The sequence below is a fragment of the Rhodococcoides trifolii genome (assembly GCF_014635345.1).
Taxonomy (GTDB): domain Bacteria; phylum Actinomycetota; class Actinomycetes; order Mycobacteriales; family Mycobacteriaceae; genus Rhodococcoides; species Rhodococcoides trifolii.
The window spans coordinates 1173572-1191604 of sequence record NZ_BMCU01000002.1; the positions used below are offsets into that span (position 1 = coordinate 1173572).

Below are 18033 nucleotides of genomic sequence, written 5' to 3' on the forward strand. Positions count from 1 at the left end.
GTGGTGGTAGTCGAAGCCGGGCCCCAACTCACCAAGTTCGTGGAGGGCCTGCCGTTCCCTCTCGATCCGTTCCAGCAACGCGCGTGTCTCGCGCTCGAGGACGGTCACGGAGTCCTCGTGTGCGCACCGACCGGCGCCGGTAAGACCGTGATCGGCGAATTCGCTGTTCATCTGGCGTTGATGTCGGGAAACAAGTGCTTCTACACGACACCGATCAAGGCGCTCAGCAATCAGAAGTACGCCGAACTCGTCGCGCGGTACGGCAAGGGGTACGTCGGATTGCTCACCGGTGACCAAAGCATCAACTCCGACGCGCCGATCGTGATCATGACCACCGAAGTGCTGCGCAACATGCTCTACGCGGAGTCACCCGCGCTGCGCGGGCTTTCCCACGTCGTCATGGACGAAGTGCACTACCTGGCGGACCGCTTCCGCGGCGCCGTGTGGGAGGAAGTGATCCTGCATCTGTCGGAGGACGTCCGGCTGGTGAGCCTGTCGGCGACCGTCAGCAACGCCGAGGAGTTCGGCGCGTGGATGGAAACCGTGCGCGGCAACACCACCGTCGTCGTCGACGAGAAGCGGCCGGTGCCGCTGTGGCAGCACATTCTGGTCGGACACCGACTCTTCGACCTCTTCGACGTGAAGACGTCGGACGGGCCGCAGGGAACCATCGTCGACAAGGATCTGGCACGGCACGTCAAGGAACGAGTCGCCGCCGAGCGAATGGGATCCTGGGAGCCGCGCGGACGTGGTCGCGGCGGTCCGTCGCGGGGTGGTCGGCCGGAGACGCGGCCCATCCCGCGGCCCGAGGTCATTCGACTTCTCGATTCCGAAGCGCTGCTGCCGGCGATCACGTTCGTCTTCAGCCGAGCGGGATGCGATGCCGCGCTGGGGCAGTGCCTGCGATCGGGACTGCGGCTGACGACGCCGGAACAGGCGTCGGAAATTTCCGGCATCATCGACCGGCACACCGCCGATATCCCGCGAGGCGATCTCGAAGTGCTCGGTTATTGGGAATGGCGCGAGGCGCTCGAGCGCGGACTCGCCGCCCACCACGCCGGCATGCTTCCCGTCTTTCGGCACACCGTGGAAGAACTGTTCGTCAAGGGCCTGGTGAAAGCCGTATTCGCCACGGAGACACTGGCTCTGGGCATCAACATGCCCGCGCGCACCGTCGTGCTCGAGCGACTGGTGAAGTACAACGGCGAAACACACGCAAGTCTCTCGGCAGGGGAGTACACCCAGCTGACTGGACGCGCGGGCCGGCGCGGTATCGACGTCGAGGGACACGCCGTCGTGCTGTGGCAGACGGGTGTCGAGCCCACCGAGGTCGCCGGACTCGCGTCGACGCGAACCTTCCCCTTGCGCAGCTCTTTTCGGCCGTCCTACAACATGGCCATCAATCTGGTCGACAGGATGGGCGTTCCGGCGTCGAGGCAGCTTCTGGAGCGCTCCTTCGCGCAGTATCAGGCGGATGCGTCCGTGGTGAGCCTTGTACGCGGCATCGAACGCAACGAGAAGTCGCACCGCGATCTGCTGGAGAAGCTCGGCGGGGAGGACTCCCCGTTCGTCGAGTACACGATGCTCAAGGCCCGTTTGAAGGCACGTGAGCGCACGCTCGAACAGCAGGGCCGCACCGACCGCCGCAACGACGCGGTCGAATCCCTGGTCACCTTGCGCAGGGGCGACGTCATCTCGATCCCGTCGGGCAGGCGGTCCGGACTCGCCGTGGTGCTCGAAATCGACACCGACTCCGCCGACCCCCGACCGCTGGTCCTGACCGAGGACAAGTGGGCCGGACGGGTGTCCTCCGCCGATTTCCCCACTCCCGTCAGTTCTCTCGGACACATGCGACTACCGCGCCACGTCGATCACCGCACCGCGCGCACGCGCCGGGACCTGGCGTCGGCGTTGCGGGGCACCGGAATCGTCGCGCCGGGGCGTGGGCGACGACACCAGTCCACCGCAGCCGACGATCGCGAACTCGGCGCGTTGCGGCGTGCAGTGCGCTCCCATCCGTGCCATTCGTGGCCGGATCGCGATCACTTGGCCCGCCTGGCCGACAAGTACAGCCGACTCGAGCGCGACACCGAGTCGATGCGCCAGAAGGTGGCGTCCACGACCAATTCGCTTGCGCGGACCTTCGATCGGATTCTGTCTCTGCTCAGCGAGCGTGGTTACCTGACCGACGAACCGGACGTGGAGGTCACCGAGCGCGGGTCGAAGCTGGGACGCATCTACTCCGAGTCCGATCTCCTCGTGGCGGAGTGCCTCGCGGCCGGGGTGTGGAAGGGGCTCGGGCCGGCGGAACTGGCGGCGGTCGTGTCGTCGGTGGTCTACGAATCGCGGCAGGACGGTGAATCGGCGCCCCCACACGGCCCGACGGGCGCAATCCGGCACGCACTCGCACGGACCGTTCATCTGTGGAGCGAGCTGCGTTCGGACGAGATCCGGCACAAACTGCCGCCGACTCGCGAGCCGGACCACGGCTTCGTCATCGCTGTCTACAAGTGGGCGCGCAAGGAATCTCTGGAAAACGTGCTCATGGCGGCCGGTCAGCAGGGGCGGGCACTGTCCGGCGGCGACTTCGTGCGGTGGTGTCGTCAGGTGATCGATCTGCTCGATCAGATTCGATCGGCGTCACCCGACGACGAGGTGACGGGCGCTGCCACGAAGGCGATCTCGGCGATCCGGCGTGGCGTTGTAGCCGTCGATGCCGCATAGTGCACACACGTAGGATTCAGCAGATTCGAGCGACGGCTTCCTGGAGGCGACGATGACCGGCCCGTACGACCCGAACGAGCAGTGGCGCGGTGCCGGCTCGGGTGACGCCGACAAGCAGGCGTCGCCAGATCCCACGCAGGCGTTCCCTCCGGCGTCCGACACCGGTCAGCAGCCCTACGGCCAGCCGGCGTACGGGCAGCAGCCGTACAGCCAGCCGCAGCCGCAGCCGCAGTACGGCCAGCCCGGCTACGGCCAGCAGCCGTACGGGCAGCCGCCGCAGCAGTACGGGCAGCCCGCGTATGGTCAGCAGCCCTACGGCCAACCGGCCTACGGACAACCGGGGTACGCGCAGCCCGGGTACGGCCAGCAGCCACCGCAGCAGTACGGGTACCCGCAAGGCAACCAGCAGTGGAACGCGTCGGGCGCGCCGCAGCCGCCGAAGAAGTCGAAGGCGCCGCTGTTCATCATCATCGGGTTGGTGGCGCTCATCGCGATCGTTGCTGCGGTTCTCGGACTGACGGGCGTGGTCGGCGGCGACACCCTCGACAACGCCGCCGCCGAAGCCGGCGTCGAGAAGATCGTCACCGAGTCCTACGGCGCCACCGATGTCACCGACGTGTCGTGCCCGTCGGGACAGAAAGTCGAGTCGGACAAGGAGTTCACCTGCTCGCTCAGTGTGGACGGTCAGGCCCGCGAGGTCACCGTGAAGTTCACCGACGACAGTGGAACCTACGAAGTGAGCAGGCCGCAGTAGCTCAGCGCGCCATCGCTTTACGGAGTCGCGCGATCGAATTCTCGATGCCCAGCTCGGCAGCCAACTCGTCGATGCGGTCGGGGTCGACGGGTTCGGTGGGAAGCTCGTCGGAGCGGGACACGGTCACGTCGGCGTCGGTGACCACCCGCACGACGGGCAGAGCCGCCTCGATGTAGTCCTTCGCGGCCAGCAGTTTGGAGCGGACACCGGCCGCCAGGTCTCGATCGGTCCCGTCGGCCGCGTCCATCAGCGCCTCGAGCGAGCCGTACCGCAGCATCAACGTCGACGCCGTCTTCTCACCTATGCCCTTCACGCCGGGCAGTCCGTCGGACGAATCTCCGCGCAGCAGAGCAAGTTCCGCATAACCGGGTCCGGGCCGGTGTTCCGGTACGCCGTACCGCTCGGCAACCTCGGCCGGCCCGAACAACTCCGCCTTCGCCAGGCCTCGGCCGGCGTACAGCACCCGCACCGCTACCGGGTCGTCCGACACCACCTGCAACAGGTCACGGTCGCCGCTCACCACCACGACGTTGTCTGTCCGCTCCTGCGCGGCCAAGGTTCCGAGCACGTCGTCCGCCTCGAGACCCACGGCGCCTGCCGCCGCGATACCGGCCGCGTCGAGGACTTCCATGATCAGGTTCACCTGCGGACCGAGCGCATCGGGCGCTTCCTCCGCGTCCGGACCCGTCGACACTTCCTTCAGAACTCGATGCGCCTTGTACGACGGCACGAGGTCCACCCGAAACGTCGGACGCCAGTCGAGATCGAGGCACACGACCACACGAGTCGGGTTCGTACGGGTGATCAACGACGAGACCATGTCGGTGAAACCGCGAACGGCGTTGACCGGCCGACCGTCGGGTGCAGTGATGGATTCGGGGAGCGCGTAGAACGCACGAAACCACAGCGAGGCTGCGTCCAGGAGCAATACGGTGCCGCGGTCGTCGGTCATGAACCCATACTGTCAAACCACTAGCCTGATCTGCATGACACGCTTTCCCTCGTCCGTGTACGACTCCCGCGTGCGCCGCGCAGCCGAACTGGCCAAGTCCGCCGGGCTCGATGCCCTCGTCATCACCCCCGGGCCGGACCTGCGATACCTCATCGGTTCTCGCGCGCAATCGTTCGAGCGTCTGACCGCTCTCGTCATCCCCGCCGACGGCTCCACCGCGTCGGTGGTGATCCCTCGCCTCGAACTGGCGGCGCTCCGCGAGTCCGCAGCGAACGAGTTGGGTCTCGAGATCAGAGACTGGGTCGACGGTGTCAGTCCCCACGAGATGGTCGCGGCCATGCTTCCCTCACCCGCCCGCACTGCCGTCGCCGACGCGATGCCGGCCCTGCATCTGATTCCCCTCACCGAGACCCTGGGCGCCGCACCGGTTCTCGCGACCGAGGTGCTGCGCGAGCTGCGAATGACAAAGGACGCGGACGAGATCGCTGCGCTCCGACGGGCCGGGGCAGCGATCGACCGAGTGCACGCACGGATGGGGGAGTTCCTCGCGGCGGGGCGCACAGAGGCGGAGGTGGCCGCCGACATCGGGCGCGCCATCGTCGACGAAGGCCACACCGCTGCCGAATTCATCATCGTCGGGTCCGGCCCGCACGGCGCCGATCCACACCACGAGGTGTCGGACCGGGTAGTCCAGGCCGGCGACATCGTGGTCGTCGACATCGGCGGACCCGTCGAGCCCGGATACAACTCCGACTCGACCCGCACCTACAGCATCGGTGAGCCCAGCTCGGAGGTCGCCGCGAAGTTCGCCGTACTCGAGCGGGCGCAACAGGCATCCGTCGAATCGGTCCGGCCCGGAGTCACCGCAGAAGCAGTGGACGCGGCGGGTCGAGACGTGTTGATCGAGGAGGGGCTCGGGGAGTACTTCGTCCATCGCACCGGCCACGGCATCGGGCTGTCGGTTCACGAGGAGCCCTACATCGTGGCGGGCAACTCGATGACGCTCACGGAGGGGATGGCGTTCAGCATCGAGCCAGGCATCTACTTCCGCGGTGAGTGGGGCGCCCGGATCGAGGACATCGTGGTGGTCACCGCCGACGGGTGCGAATCGTTCAACAACCGGCCCCATGGGCTGACGGTTCTGTGACGCCCGAGCTGCTGCTCGAGACGCTGAGGCGTGAGGGTAACCGCCTCGCCCAGATGCCGGCGGACGCGCTGGACGCTCCCGTCCCGGCCGTTCCCGGCTGGACGCTCGAGCACGTCGTGCGGCACACCGGAAAGGTGCACAGATGGGTCAGCGCGATACTCGATGCGGGCCCGTCGGTAGATGTGCCGTCCGTCCGCGTCGAGTCGTTACCCCGCGGTGCCGATTGCCTCACGGAGTACCGCACGGAGCTGGACGCGTTGGTCGAACGGCTCGGGGACGCGGATCCGTCGACGCCCGCCATGAGCTTTGTCGGTCCGGCCACGGTGGGATGGTGGATGCGACGACAGGCTCACGAAGCCACTGTTCATCGCTTCGACGCAGCCGACGCGGTGCACGCGGCAGGCGGTCCCGAGCCGGAGCCGACGAATGCCGAGTCGGCCGCCGACGGAATCGACGAACTCACCGAGCTGCAGCTTGTTCACCGGGTGAAACACGAGGTGATGGCTCCGCACGTCACAGGTCGAACGATTCATCTGCACGGGACCGAAGTCGCCGACGCCGAATGGCTGCTGACCATCGACAACGGCCGCGTCACCACCGAACGGACGCACGCCAAAGCCGATGTGGCGCTGCGTGGTTCGGCCCAAGACCTGTTGCTGATCATGTGCCGTAGACGTCCGACGAGCGTCGTCGAGACATTCGGGGACGTGTCGATCGTCGAGGGCCTGCTGGACGTCGCGCGGTTCTGATCAGCTTCGGAGGGACTGCGACCCGAGCACCCGAGTCACGCTGATCTCGACCACCACGCGCCGCGGATTCTCCCGCGGCACCCGGTAGCGCGCCGCATAACGATTCTCCGCATCCGTCACGCTGTCCTTGTCCCGCAGAATGCGCGCGCTGCCCTCCAGGGTGAGCCACCGCGGGCCGTCGATCTGCGTGACGGCGGCGTACTCGCCACGTTCGGCGTTGCGAACCTTCTGTGACCCCTCCATCGTGATGACGCGGGCCTTCTGCGCGTCGCGATCCCACGTGAATCCCACCGCCACCACGTGCGGGGTGCCGTCGGGACGAGACGTCGCGAGAGTCGCCAGATGACGCTCGGTAAGGAACTGGAGGGCGTCGTCGTTCAGGTCGGAGGGGGTGGCAGCCATGATCCGACGATAATCCAGGAGACTGAGCCCGTGACTTCTGCATCCTCGACCGTCCTCCTCCTCGGTGGACGCAGCGACATCGGCCTCGAGATCGCCGAGCGACTGGCACCGGGCAACACCATCGTGCTCGCGGCTCGGCGCAGCGAGGATCTGGCCGACGAGAGAGCTCGTCTCGAGGGGGCGGGCGCAGCAGCGGTGTCCACCGTCGAGTTCGACGCCGACGCCTTGGATACTCACGCCGACGTGTTGGCCACCGTTTTCCGCGAACACGGCCGGGTGGACACCATCGTGCTCGCCTTCGGCATCCTCGGCGACCAGGCCGCGGCGGAGGTCGATGCCGACCACGCGGTGGCCGTCGTGCATACCGACTACGTTGCCCAGGTCAGCGTATTGACCCACTCCGCAACGCTGTTGCGCGTTCAGGGGTCGGGCCGGCTGGTGGTCTTCTCGTCCGTCGCCGGTGTGCGTGTTCGGCGTGCGAACTACGTGTACGGGTCGGCCAAGGCCGGTCTCGACGGGTTCGCGAGCGGGCTGGCCGACGCCCTGCACGGCAGCGGTGTGCGCTTGATCCTGATTCGTCCGGGCTTCGTGATCGGAAGAATGACCGAGGGGATGGACCCCGCTCCGATGTCCAGTACGCCCGGTCAGGTCGCCGACGCGGTGGTCGGCGCCTTGAAGGGCAGCAGAGACGTGGTGTGGGTTCCGGGGCGACTGCGCCCGGTGTTCTTCGTGATGCGGTTGCTGCCGCGCGCCGTCTGGCGACGGATGCCTCGATGATCGATGTGGTCGGGATCGGCGCCGACGGATGGAGCGGTCTTGCCGACGCGTCCAAGCGCGCGGTGGCGTCCGCCGAAGTCCTGTTCGGGTCCGCGCGACAATTGGATTCGGTCCCGCCGACCGAGTTCGCCGGCCGTCGGGTGCAGTGGCCGAGTCCCTTGATGCCCGCTCTCACACGTCTGCTGGCCGACCATGAGAACTCGCCGCGCTGCGTGCTCGCGAGCGGTGACCCGATGTTCTTCGGTATCGGCACCACACTCGTGCGAATGCTGGGCGCGGAGAACATTCGGGTGCTGCCCCATCCGTCGTCGGCTTCGCTGGCCTGTGCCCGGCTCGGCTGGGCTGTGAACGACGTCGAGGTGGTCAGCCTGGTTGCGCGTCAGCCGTCGTCACTGATTCCGGCGCTGACGCACGGTCGGCGCGTGCTGGTGTTGAGCGAGGACGAGCAGTCGATCTCCCGCGTCACGCAGTTGTTGTGCGACAACGGGTTCGGACAGTCGTCGGTCACGGTACTGGCGCAATTGGGCGGCCCCGACGAGACCGTGGTGACTGCGACGGCCGAGTCCTGGACAGGCGAAGCGCCCGATCCGCTGAACGTCATCGCCGTCGACGTCGTCGGCGCCCGCACGTCCCGCGTCCCCGGCCTGCCCGACGAATGTTATTCCGGTGACGGACAACTGACCAAGAACGAGATTCGCGCGCTGACGCTCGCCGCGCTGGCCCCGGCAGCGGGGGAGACGCTGTGGGATGTGGGCGGCGGATCGGGAAGCATCTCCATCGAATGGATGAGGACACACCCGTCGTGTCGCGCGGACATCTTCGAGCAGTCGTCGGAAAGGTCGAAGTTCATCTCGGCGAACGCTGCGGCGCTGGGAGTTCCTTCGCTACGCATTCATGGCCGCGCCCCCGAATCCTTCGGTGACCTGGCTTCTCCCGATGCGGTATTCGTGGGCGGCGGGGTGACGGAACCAGGATTGCTCGACGCATGCTGGGATCGCCTCGCAGAGGGTGGGCGCATGGTCGTGAATGCGGTCACGGCAGAATCGGAATCGCTCATCCTGCAGTGGTATTCGAGGAAGGGTGGAGTCATGAAGAAGTTCCAGGTGTACCGCGCCGATGCCCTGGGGTCGTTCACGGCGTGGCGCCCGCAGCTTCCGGTTGCCCAGTGGGTGGCGACGAAGTGACCGTCCACTTCATCGGCGCGGGGCCCGGTGCGGCGGATCTGGTGACACTGCGCGCTGCTCGGCTGGTCGAGTCGAGCCCGGTGTGTCTGTACGCGGGCAGTTTGGTGCCGGCCGAACTGGTCGCAATGTGCCCGCCCGGCGCCCGGGTCATCGATACCGCACGGATGACGCTCGAAGACATCGTCGAGGAAATGGTGCAGGCGCACCGCGCCGATCTGGATGTGGCGCGGCTACATTCGGGTGATCCGTCCATCTACAGCGCGGTGGCGGAGCAAGCCCGACGTCTCGACGCAGCCGGCGTGGACTACCGGATCGTGCCGGGTGTGCCCGCATTCGCTGCTGCCGCAGCGTCGTTGGGTCGCGAACTGACTGTGCCGGGTGTCTCGCAGACAGTCGTCTTGACGAGGGTGTCGACCCTGTCGACCGACATGCCCGACGGCGAGGACCTGCCGACCTTGGCGCAAAGCGGCGCCACGATGGTGGTTCACCTCGGCGCGCGCAGAATCGAGCAGATCGTCGACGAGCTGACCCCCTCCTATGGAGCCGACTGCCCGGCTGCGGTGGTTGCGTTCGCCAGCCGGCCCGACGAGATCGTACTGCGCGGAACGCTGTCCACGATTGCCGCGCTCGTACACGAGGCGGGCGTCCTCAAGACTGCCGTCGTGGTCGTGGGCCGCGTGTTGTCGGCCGAAGGTTTCCCGGACAGCTTCTTGTATTCGGCGGCTCGCCGACGTCTCGATCACTGACCTCACGCCGCTCGTCGCCTGTGCTGTCGGTGGCAGCTCTGTCGTGGTTCTCGTTCGGGGTCGAGTGTGGCCGGCGGGATGATGCGGGGGTGTCGGTCGTCGCCGAGGACGATCGGGACTGCCCCCACTCGAGTTGGCGGGCGGCGTTGCCGTCGGTGACGCGGGTGCCTCTGGCCCACCAGCGGGTGATGCTCGATGCGTTGAGTGTGAGGGCGAGTCCGCGGCGGTCGATTTCGGCGAGGTGCGCCAGTTTCTGTGCTGTGACGGTGTTTACGCGTTCAGCGAGCGTGACAGCGTCGACGACCAGTTGCCGGTCGTCGATGTCGGTGAAGTCCCCCAACTCCTTCATACCGCGCAACCTACAACGACCCACCGACACACCATCTGAGATGATCGACAAATGACACCACCGCGCAGAATCCTGCTGCTCGGCGGTACCGGTGAGGCGCGTCGGCTAGCCGAATTGCTCGACAAGAAGCCGGAGTTCGAGGTCGTCTACTCACTCGCAGGCCGAGTCGAGAATCCGGTAGTCCCGACCGGCACGGTCAGGTCGGGTGGGTTCGGCGGCGTGATCGGCCTTCGACACTGGATGTCGGACAACCACATCGACGAGGTTGTCGACGCCACCCACCCCTTCGCCGCCACCATCTCCGATCACGCCGTCTCAGCGTGCAAGGACACGGACATACCCCTGACGGTCCTCCGCCGCCCACCCTGGCTGCCGGTTCCGGGCGATCGGTGGCAGAACGTGCCGACGATGGACGCTGCGGCGCTGGCGCTCGACGCACTTCCCGACCCGTCGACTGTCTTTCTCACCACGGGTCGTCAGGACGTCGAGACGTTCGCCGGCATTGCTCGTCACCGGTTCGTCATTCGCGCTATCGACCCGCCCACGGGTCCGACACCAGCCTCGTCGACGGTGGTGCTGGCTCGGGGTCCGTTCGATCTCGACGACGAACTCGACCTGATGCGACGTCAGTCCGTCGACATCCTGGTGACCAAGAACAGTGGCGGCGACATGACCTACGCGAAGTTGGTTGCGGCGCGGCGACGGAATATCCCGGTAATCGTCGTAGAACGACCGCCGTCCATTCCAACCACCGAGTTCGTCACTGCGACAGCGGTTTTGAACCATCTGATGCGTACCGACGCGACGTGAACACCCGATCCCCGGACACGACGGTCGTCGACGACCCGATGATCAGCAGACACCGCATATCGATTCGTGACGGATCCAGCTCTGCCAGAGTCACCACGTAGACGTCCTCCTCCGGACCGGCGACGTCCCGACCCACGATGACCGGCGTCTCCGGCGCTCGTGACTCGAGGACGAGATCGCGCAGCGCACCGACCTGCCACGTCCGAGTCTTCGACGCCGGGTTGTAGACGGCGATCGCCATGTCCGCCGATGCCACTGCACGCACCCGCTTCTCGACCACGTCCCACGGCTTGAGCCGATCCGACAGCGACAGCACCGCGTAGTCGTGGCCCAGCGGCGCACCGACACGGGAGGCAACCGCGTTGGCCGCCGTCATGCCGGGAACCACCCGCACCGGAACGTGTCGCCACCGTTCCTCGGCCGCAACCTCGAGAACCGCTGCGGCCATGGCGAATACGCCCGGGTCACCCGACGACACGACCGCCACCGATGCTCCGCGGCTCGCGAGATCGAGGGCCATCTCCGCGCGTTCCGACTCGACACGGTTGTCGCTCGCGTGACGGACTTGGCCTTCCCGCACCGGCACTCGGTCGATGTACGTGGTGTATCCGACGAGGTCCGTCGCCTTCGACAATTCCCGTCGAGCTTCGGGTGTCGTCCATTCGTCCGATCCGGGACCGAGCCCCACCACGACGACCTCGCCGAAAATTGGTGCCGCGGAGGCGGGGGCGTACGACGGACTCGACACCACAGCGATGGAAAAATACGGCACCGAGGACTCGTCCACGTCACCCGCGTCGACTACACGCTCGGTCGATGTCGATGCCCGCTCGACGTACCGCGCTTCGGACAGCCGACCCGAATCTCGAAGCGCCTGTCGCACAGCGGGGTACGTACGACCGAGCTTGAGAATCGCGGCCGAGTCCGTTTCCCGAAGACGTCGGGTCAATTCTTCCACCGGAAGCGTTCCCGGCAGAATTGTCAGCACCTCTTCACCCTCGACGAGCGGCTCCTGCAGCGCGGCGGACGCCGCGCTGACCGATGTCACGCCGGGGACAATCTCGGTCTCGAATCGATCGGCCAAGCGGGTGTGCATGTGCTGATAGGAGCTGTAGAACAACGGATCTCCCGCCGCGAGCAGCGCCACCGACCGTCCCGCCTCGAGGTGCACGGCCAACCGTTCGGCAGCCTCGGTGTAGAAGTCCGCGATGGCACCGTCGTAGCCGCCCGCGTGATCGGTCGTTCCGGTCGTGACGGGGTAGACCAGGTGCTCTTCGATCTGCCCGTCGCGCAGATACGGCAGCGCAGACGCGCGCGCGAGGCTCTTCCCGCGAGCACTGTGGAACGCCACCACGTCTGCCGCGCCGATGACCCTCGCCGCCTTCACGGTGACCAGTTCGGGATCACCCGGCCCGATCCCGACACCCCACAGCTTCCCTTTCATTCCTCTTCGCTCGCAACGGCATTGACGGCGGCAGCAGTGATCGCACTACCCCCACGTCGCCCGCGGACCACGACGTACTCGAGCCCGAACTCGGAGGCGATCAGATCTTCCTTCGACTCGACAGCGCCGATGAAGCCGACCGGTCCACCCAGGATCGCAGCCGGCCGCGGGGCACCGTCGGCGAGCAACTCCAGCAAGCGGAACAGCGCGGTCGGCGCGTTTCCGATCGCCAAGACGGACCCTTCCAGCTTGTCCACCCACAAATCCACCGCTGCTGCGGTTCTCGTCATTCCCCACCGCTGCGCCATCTCGGGAACCGTCGGCGAGTTGAGGGTGCAGACCACCTCGTTGTCCGCCGGCAACCGCCGACGGGTGACTCCGGCGGCCACCATCGTCGCGTCGCACAGAATGGGCGCACCGGCCTGCAGAGCCGCGCGGCCACGGGCCACCGCACCGGGAGTCGACGCGATCGACTGGGCCAGATTCACCTCGCCGCACGCGTGGATCATGCGGACGACGACCTGCGCCACATCGGGCGCGAACGCAGAGAGATCGGCCTCGTTTCGGATCGTGGCGAACGAACGCCGGTAGATCTCGGCGCCGTCGCTGATGTAGTCGTGCATGCGGTTCACCCTAGGGGAGGGGGTCAGGCCGGCGGTGTGACCGTGTACCCATCGGGGCCGGCGACGACGTCGGTGACTTCGCCGCGGGGGCGGCCACAACGCCTCTCGCACCCGACCCAGTGTTGGCGCTCACCCTCCTGCACCTCACCGTTCAGGACCGCGTCGTCCAGATCGCCCCGGACGTCGGCGTGCGACTTCGCGCAACCCGACGAACCGACGCACGAACTCACGTTCACCCAGGGCGATTCGGCATCGAAGATCAGTCCCATCGGCGCAAGTACCCGCACCACCTGCTCGGCGGCACCTTCGTCGAGGTCCACGAGAACAATCGACCGCCACGGCGTGACGATGATCGGTCTGTCCACCGCAGCCAAGAATTCGGCGGTGCGGGAGGGCAGCACACCGTGCGCCAACACTGCGCCCAGCGCCACCTTCCCGTCGTCCTGGTCGAACCACCCGACGGGCGCCGTCGCAACCACGTCGAAGTCGATCCGCTCGGCCGTGGGTACGTGGCCGGTATGCCCCAGGACAGCGCCGACGTCGGGCAACTCGGCCACTCGCCAGTGCCGGTCGCGCGCTGTTCGAAACCCCCGTGCAGCGTCGACCATGGTCTCGACCGCAGCGTCGTGCGGCACCCTGACGCCGGTGTCACGGCCGGCGAGGAGCAGCGCGTACTTGTCGTCGACCGCATGGACACCGATGTCGCCTTCCAGGCCGGAGACGTCACCTCGTCCGTCGTCGACGGTGAACAGGATGCGACCCGGCAGTTCGGCGAGGTCGGGGTCGGCGCGGAGGGCGGTGTCGAGACCGTCGACCAGTCCCGACACCGACCGTCCACCGACACGTCCGGCGAGCGGTGACGCCAGAATGTTTCGCACACGTTCGTGTGTTTCCGACGGCAACAGGCCGGCGGACGCCAAGCGTTCGGCCAGATCGTCCGGATCTGTCACCGCCCGCAGCTGAATGTTTCCGCGGCTGGTCAGCTCCAATTCACCGGTCGAGAGTTCCTGTGCTGCGGTGGCGAGCACCTGCATTTGCGACGGGGTCAGCACGCCACCGGGAAGCCGCACTCGCGCCAGGGCACCGTCGGATGCCTGATGGACCTGCAGCGCGCCCGGGCACGCGTCCACTCGGCTCCGGTCCTGTTCCATGCGTTCCAGACTACGACCCGTAGGATCGGCCGTGAGCAGCGCAGAAGCCGGTGTGATTCCGGCGCGGTCGCGCCACTGTGACTCTCGTCGACGCAGGACTTGCGGAGACGCGGGAAGTCAGACCTGGGCCGCTCACCGCGAACGACCGACGGGGCGCGAAACCCCATGGGAGGCAGTACCTGTGATCTTGCTGATGTCCACCTCGGACACCGACCTCTCCAGCGCCAGGGCTTCGGGCGGCGATTACCGCCTGGCCAACCCGAATCGCATCAGCGTCACCGACGACCTCCCGGTGATGCTGGCCGAGGCCGACGTAGTAGTGCTGCGCATCCTCGGTGGTCGGCAGATGTGGTCCCGCGGTGTCGACGCAGTCCTGAAGTCGGGTGTTCGCCTGGTGATGCTCGGCGGTGAGCAAGCTCCCGACGCAGCGTTGATGGAACTGTCGACGGTTCCGGCCAACGTCGCCTCGGAAGCCCACAACTATCTCGCCGAGGGGGGCGCCACCAACCTCGCCCAGCTCGCGTTCTTCCTGTCGGACACCGTCCTGCTCACCGGTCACGGGTTCGAGCCGCCCGCGCACCTGCCCGTCTGGGGTCTGCTCGAGCGCAACGACGACGTATCGGGCCCTACGGTGGCCGTTCTCTACTACCGTGCGCAGCACCTCGCAGGAAACGTCGCCTACATCCACGCCCTGTGCGACGCCATCGCGGCGCACGGCGCACGGCCGCTTCCCATCTTCTGCGCGTCACTGCGCGCCGCCCCGCCCGAGCTGCTGGAGACGCTGCGCCAGGCGGACTCGATGGTGGTCACCGTTCTGGCCGCGGGCGGCACCAAGCCTGCGGGGGCGTCGGCGGGAGGCGACGACGAAGCGTGGGACGTCGCCGAACTGGCTGCCCTGAACGTGCCGATCCTGCAGGGCCTGTGCCTGACGAGCAGCCGCGCGACCTGGGCCTCGAACGACGACGGTATGACCCCGATCGACGTGGCGACGCAGGTTGCCGTGCCCGAATTCGACGGCCGCATCATCACGGTTCCGTTTTCCTTCAAGGAGATCGACTCCGAGGGTCTGAGCACCTACGTTCCCGATCCCGAGCGGTGTGCCCGCGTGGCCGGCATCGCGGTGCGGCACGCCCGCCTCCGCCACATCGAGCCGCAGGACAAGCGCGTGGTGCTGATGCTGTCGGCGTACCCCACCAAGCACGCGCGCATCGGCAACGCCGTGGGCCTCGACACCCCGGCCAGCACGATCCGACTGCTGACCGCGATGCGCGAAGCCGGGTACCGGATGGGCCCCGAGTTCGGGGACGACGCGGTTCCCGGTCTGGCGGCACAGGACGGTGACGCGCTGATCCACGCCTTGATCGCCGCGGGTGGTCAGGATCCCGACTGGCTCACTCAGGATCAGTTGGAGTCCAACCCGATTCGTATCTCGGCGTCGCTGTACCGCGAGTGGTTCGCGACGTTGCCAGAGGATTTCCGCGATCGCGTCAACGATCATTGGGGTGAGGCACCGGGATCGCTCTACGTCGATCGTTCGGCGGATCCCGAGGGTGAAATCGTCATCGCCGCATTGCAGTTCGAGAACGTACTGCTGATGGTGCAGCCGCCTCGCGGCTTCGGCGAGAACCCGATCGCGATCTACCACGACCCCAATCTGCCACCGAGCCACCACTATCTGGCGGCCTACCGCTGGGTGGCGGCACCGCGCGAACGCGGCGGATTCGGCGCCGATGCCGTCGTGCACCTGGGCAAGCACGGCAACCTGGAATGGCTGCCCGGCAAGACCCTGGCCATGTCGGCTTCGTGCGGAACCGATGCCGCGCTCGGTGACCTTCCCCTGATCTATCCGTTCCTCGTCAACGACCCGGGGGAGGGGACGCAGGCGAAACGCCGCGCGCACGCGACGCTCGTCGACCACCTGATTCCGCCCATGGCGCGGGCCGAGAGCTACGGCGACATCACCCGGCTCGAGCAACTCCTCGACGAGCACTCGAACATCACGACCCTCGACCCGGTCAAACTGCCCGCGATCCGGCAGCAGATCTGGACGCTGATGACGGCGGCGCAGATGCACACCGACCTCGGACTCGAGGAGCGCCCCGCCGAAGAAGTGTTCGACGACATGCTCTTGAATGTCGACGGCTGGCTGTGTGAGATCAAGGACGTCCAGATCCGCGACGGGTTGCACATTCTCGGGGAGGCTCCGCGTGGCGAGTCCGAGATCGACATGGTCCTCGCGATGCTTCGTGCTCGTCAGATGTGGGGCGGCGAACGTAGCGTGCCCGGTCTGCGAGAAGCGTTGGGGCTCAGCGAAGACGGCGACGAAGTGCGAGAACGGGTCGACGAGATCGAGGTGCGCGCTCGGGGTCTGGTGGCCGCGATGGCGGCTGCGGACTGGTCCGTCGACGCCGTCCCGTCGGTGACCGCCGGACACGACGAGACGGTCGCCAAGATCATGGAATTCGCTGCGACCGAGGTAGTTCCGCGCCTGCGCCAGACGAACGGCGAAGTCGGCCGCATCCTGCACGCCCTCGGCGGCGGGTTCATTCCGGCCGGACCCAGCGGGTCACCGCTGCGCGGACTGATCAACGTTCTGCCCACCGGACGCAACTTCTACTCGGTGGACCCCAAGGCAGTCCCGTCGCGACTCGCCTGGGAGACCGGTCAACTGATGGCCGACTCGTTGCTCGAGCGCTACCTGACCGATCACGGCGAGTACCCGCAGTCGGTCGGCCTGTCGGTCTGGGGGACGAGCGCCATGCGCACGTCGGGCGACGACGTCGCCGAGGTGTTCGCACTCCTCGGGGTCCTGCCCGTGTGGGACGAGGCGTCTCGGCGCGTCGTCAAGCTCGAATCCATTCCGCTCGAGGAACTGGCCCGTCCGCGCATCGACGTGACCGTGCGTATCAGCGGCTTCTTCCGGGATGCGTTTCCGCACGTGCTGGCCATGCTCGACGACGCCGTCCGGATGGTCGCCGCCCTCGACGAGCCGTTCGAACAGAACTTCGTGCGCGCTCACGCGCAGGCCGATCTGTCCGAGCACGGAGACGAACGACGCGCCACCACCCGCATCTTCGGCTCCAAGCCGGGTTCCTACGGCGCCGGACTGCTCCAGTTGATGGACAGCAAGAGTTGGCGCAGTGACGAGGACCTCGCCGAGGTCTACACGACGTGGGGTGGGTTCGCCTACGGACGCGGACTCGACGGCATTCCGGCGGCCGACGACATGCGCACCGCGTACCGCCGGATTGCAGTGGCAGCCAAGAACACCGACACCCGCGAACACGACATCGCCGACTCCGACGACTACTTCCAGTACCACGGCGGCATGGTCGCGACCGTGCGCGCTCTGACCGGCTCGTCACCCGAGGCGTACATCGGTGACAGCACCCGCCCCGAGTCGGTGCGCACGCGCACCCTGGCCGAGGAGACGGCGCGGGTATTTCGTGCGCGAGTGATCAACCCGCGGTGGCTCACCGCGATGCGACGCCACGGCTACAAGGGTGCGTTCGAGATGGCGGCGACGGTCGACTACCTGTTCGGCTACGACGCCACGACGGGTGTGGTCCAGGACTGGATGTACGAAAAGCTCACCGAGACATACGTGTTGGACGAAGAGAACCGCAAGTTCATGACGACGTCCAACCCGTGGGCACTGCACGGGATCTCCGAACGACTGCTCGAAGCGGTCGAGCGGGGGCTGTGGGCCGAACCGGACCCACAGCTGCTGGCGGAACTGAAGTCGGCGTACCTCGAATCGGAAGGTGACCTCGAAGGCGCCTGAGCCCTACGCTGGTCAGCATGACGAACCCGTTCGGAGACATCGGTACCGCGAAGTACGTCCAGCTGACCACGTTCACCAAGGACGGCACCCCCAAGCCGACGCCCATCTGGGCCGCGCTGGACAAGGGGGAGTTGCTGATGTGGACGCAAGCGAAGTCGTGGAAGGTCAAGCGCATCAAGAACACCCCGCGCGTCACCCTCGCGACGTGCGACCGAGCCGGCAAGAACGTCGGACCCACACAGGAAGCGACCGCCCGCATCCTCGACGACGCAGGAACCGCACGTACTCGCAAGGCCGTCATCGCCAAGTACGGCATCACCGGACGGTTCGCGGTCACGGCGAGTCAGCTGTTCAAGGGCAAGTCCAGCACGATCGGGATCGCAGTCACCCCCACCCCGTCGTGAGCAGAAAAGTACCCCGGAAGGTATCAAAAGGCG

At 67.0% G+C, this 18033-nt stretch carries 15 protein-coding genes; 10 read left to right on the forward strand and 5 right to left on the reverse strand.

Features of this window, described 5'->3' with window-relative positions; genetic code table 11:
- Positions 1 to 3: 3 nt before the first annotated feature.
- Together IEW02_RS12750 and IEW02_RS12755 are read left to right on the forward strand one after the other, a co-directional pair.
- Positions 4 to 2724 (forward strand): DEAD/DEAH box helicase, encoded by a 2721-nt coding sequence (locus IEW02_RS12750; RefSeq protein ID WP_229745974.1) that lies wholly within the window; start codon positions 4 to 6, stop codon positions 2722 to 2724.
- 52 nt (positions 2725 to 2776) lie between these two features.
- Positions 2777 to 3478: a DUF4333 domain-containing protein gene (locus IEW02_RS12755; RefSeq protein WP_188545108.1), complete on the forward strand. Its 702-nt coding sequence runs from the start codon at positions 2777 to 2779 to the stop codon at positions 3476 to 3478.
- A gap of 1 nt (position 3479) precedes the next feature.
- Here the strand turns inward: IEW02_RS12755 and IEW02_RS12760 are convergent, their stop codons facing one another.
- The gene (locus IEW02_RS12760; protein WP_188545109.1) at positions 3480 to 4430 is read right to left on the reverse strand and encodes a 5'-3' exonuclease; all 951 of its coding nucleotides are present in this window, start codon (positions 4428 to 4430) and stop codon (positions 3480 to 3482) included.
- Between the two features lie 34 nt (positions 4431 to 4464).
- On the opposite strand from IEW02_RS12760, the gene IEW02_RS12765 reads away from it, so the two are divergent.
- On the forward strand, positions 4465 to 5577 hold the full coding sequence (locus tag IEW02_RS12765) for a M24 family metallopeptidase (RefSeq protein ID WP_229745975.1): 1113 nt from the start codon (positions 4465 to 4467) through the stop codon (positions 5575 to 5577).
- Positions 5574 to 6326 carry a maleylpyruvate isomerase N-terminal domain-containing protein gene (locus IEW02_RS12770; RefSeq protein ID WP_188545111.1) on the forward strand — a complete coding sequence of 251 codons (753 nt, stop codon included), beginning with the start codon at positions 5574 to 5576 and terminating at the stop codon, positions 6324 to 6326. Before IEW02_RS12765 ends, IEW02_RS12770 begins: the two co-directional genes overlap by 4 nt.
- Here the strand turns inward: IEW02_RS12770 and IEW02_RS12775 are convergent, their stop codons facing one another.
- Positions 6327 to 6728, reverse strand: coding sequence for a PPOX class F420-dependent oxidoreductase (locus IEW02_RS12775; protein ID WP_188545112.1), 402 nt, complete (start codon positions 6726 to 6728; stop codon positions 6327 to 6329). It abuts the gene before it with no gap.
- 30 nt (positions 6729 to 6758) lie between these two features.
- Between IEW02_RS12775 and dprE2 the strand changes: the two genes are divergently transcribed.
- The 4 genes from dprE2 (at position 6759) to IEW02_RS12795 (ending at position 10594) form a co-directional block, all read left to right on the forward strand.
- Complete coding sequence (gene dprE2 / locus IEW02_RS12780; protein ID WP_229745976.1) at positions 6759 to 7505, forward strand: decaprenylphospho-beta-D-erythro-pentofuranosid-2-ulose 2-reductase; 747 nt, start codon at positions 6759 to 6761, stop codon at positions 7503 to 7505.
- Positions 7502 to 8689 carry a precorrin-6y C5,15-methyltransferase (decarboxylating) subunit CbiE gene (gene cbiE / locus IEW02_RS12785; RefSeq protein WP_188545114.1) on the forward strand — a complete coding sequence of 396 codons (1188 nt, stop codon included), beginning with the start codon at positions 7502 to 7504 and terminating at the stop codon, positions 8687 to 8689. Before dprE2 ends, cbiE begins: the two co-directional genes overlap by 4 nt.
- On the forward strand, positions 8686 to 9435 hold the full coding sequence (gene cobM, locus IEW02_RS12790; RefSeq protein WP_188545115.1) for a precorrin-4 C(11)-methyltransferase: 750 nt from the start codon (positions 8686 to 8688) through the stop codon (positions 9433 to 9435). Before cbiE ends, cobM begins: the two co-directional genes overlap by 4 nt.
- Before the next feature lie 400 nt (positions 9436 to 9835).
- Positions 9836 to 10594 (forward strand): cobalt-precorrin-6A reductase, encoded by a 759-nt coding sequence (locus tag IEW02_RS12795; RefSeq protein WP_188545116.1) that lies wholly within the window; start codon positions 9836 to 9838, stop codon positions 10592 to 10594.
- Here IEW02_RS12795 and cobJ read toward each other — a convergent pair.
- From cobJ to cobG, 3 genes are read right to left on the reverse strand one after another with little or no spacing between them, the layout of a single operon-like run.
- Positions 10545 to 12038, reverse strand: a complete 1494-nt coding sequence (gene cobJ / locus IEW02_RS12800) for a precorrin-3B C(17)-methyltransferase (protein ID WP_188545117.1) — start codon at positions 12036 to 12038, stop codon at positions 10545 to 10547. The two genes, IEW02_RS12795 and cobJ, sit on opposite strands and share 50 nt — an antisense overlap.
- Complete coding sequence (locus IEW02_RS12805) at positions 12035 to 12661, reverse strand: precorrin-8X methylmutase (RefSeq protein WP_188545118.1); 627 nt, start codon at positions 12659 to 12661, stop codon at positions 12035 to 12037. Before IEW02_RS12805 ends, cobJ begins: the two co-directional genes overlap by 4 nt.
- A 23-nt stretch (positions 12662 to 12684) precedes the next feature.
- Positions 12685 to 13812, reverse strand: coding sequence for a precorrin-3B synthase (cobG, locus tag IEW02_RS12810; RefSeq protein ID WP_188545119.1), 1128 nt, complete (start codon positions 13810 to 13812; stop codon positions 12685 to 12687).
- 181 nt (positions 13813 to 13993) lie between these two features.
- On the opposite strand from cobG, the gene cobN reads away from it, so the two are divergent.
- On the forward strand, positions 13994 to 17596 hold the full coding sequence (gene cobN / locus IEW02_RS12815) for a cobaltochelatase subunit CobN (protein WP_188545120.1): 3603 nt from the start codon (positions 13994 to 13996) through the stop codon (positions 17594 to 17596).
- 17 nt (positions 17597 to 17613) lie between these two features.
- On the forward strand, positions 17614 to 18000 hold the full coding sequence (locus IEW02_RS12820; RefSeq protein WP_188545121.1) for a PPOX class F420-dependent oxidoreductase: 387 nt from the start codon (positions 17614 to 17616) through the stop codon (positions 17998 to 18000).
- Positions 18001 to 18033: the final 33 nt, after the last annotated feature.

Coding starts and splice junctions, on each gene's coding strand:
- IEW02_RS12755 (WP_188545108.1), top strand. CDS start 2,777: ATGACCGGCCCGTACGACCCGAACGAGCAGTGGCGCGGTGCCGGCTCG.
- IEW02_RS12760 (WP_188545109.1), bottom strand. CDS start 4,430: ATGACCGACGACCGCGGCACCGTATTGCTCCTGGACGCAGCCTCGCTG.
- IEW02_RS12765 (WP_229745975.1), top strand. CDS start 4,465: ATGACACGCTTTCCCTCGTCCGTGTACGACTCCCGCGTGCGCCGCGCA.
- IEW02_RS12775 (WP_188545112.1), bottom strand. CDS start 6,728: ATGGCTGCCACCCCCTCCGACCTGAACGACGACGCCCTCCAGTTCCTT.
- cbiE (WP_188545114.1), top strand. CDS start 7,502: ATGATCGATGTGGTCGGGATCGGCGCCGACGGATGGAGCGGTCTTGCC.
- IEW02_RS12795 (WP_188545116.1), top strand. CDS start 9,836: ATGACACCACCGCGCAGAATCCTGCTGCTCGGCGGTACCGGTGAGGCG.
- cobJ (WP_188545117.1), bottom strand. CDS start 12,038: ATGAAAGGGAAGCTGTGGGGTGTCGGGATCGGGCCGGGTGATCCCGAA.
- IEW02_RS12805 (WP_188545118.1), bottom strand. CDS start 12,661: ATGCACGACTACATCAGCGACGGCGCCGAGATCTACCGGCGTTCGTTC.
- cobG (WP_188545119.1), bottom strand. CDS start 13,812: ATGGAACAGGACCGGAGCCGAGTGGACGCGTGCCCGGGCGCGCTGCAG.
- IEW02_RS12820 (WP_188545121.1), top strand. CDS start 17,614: ATGACGAACCCGTTCGGAGACATCGGTACCGCGAAGTACGTCCAGCTG.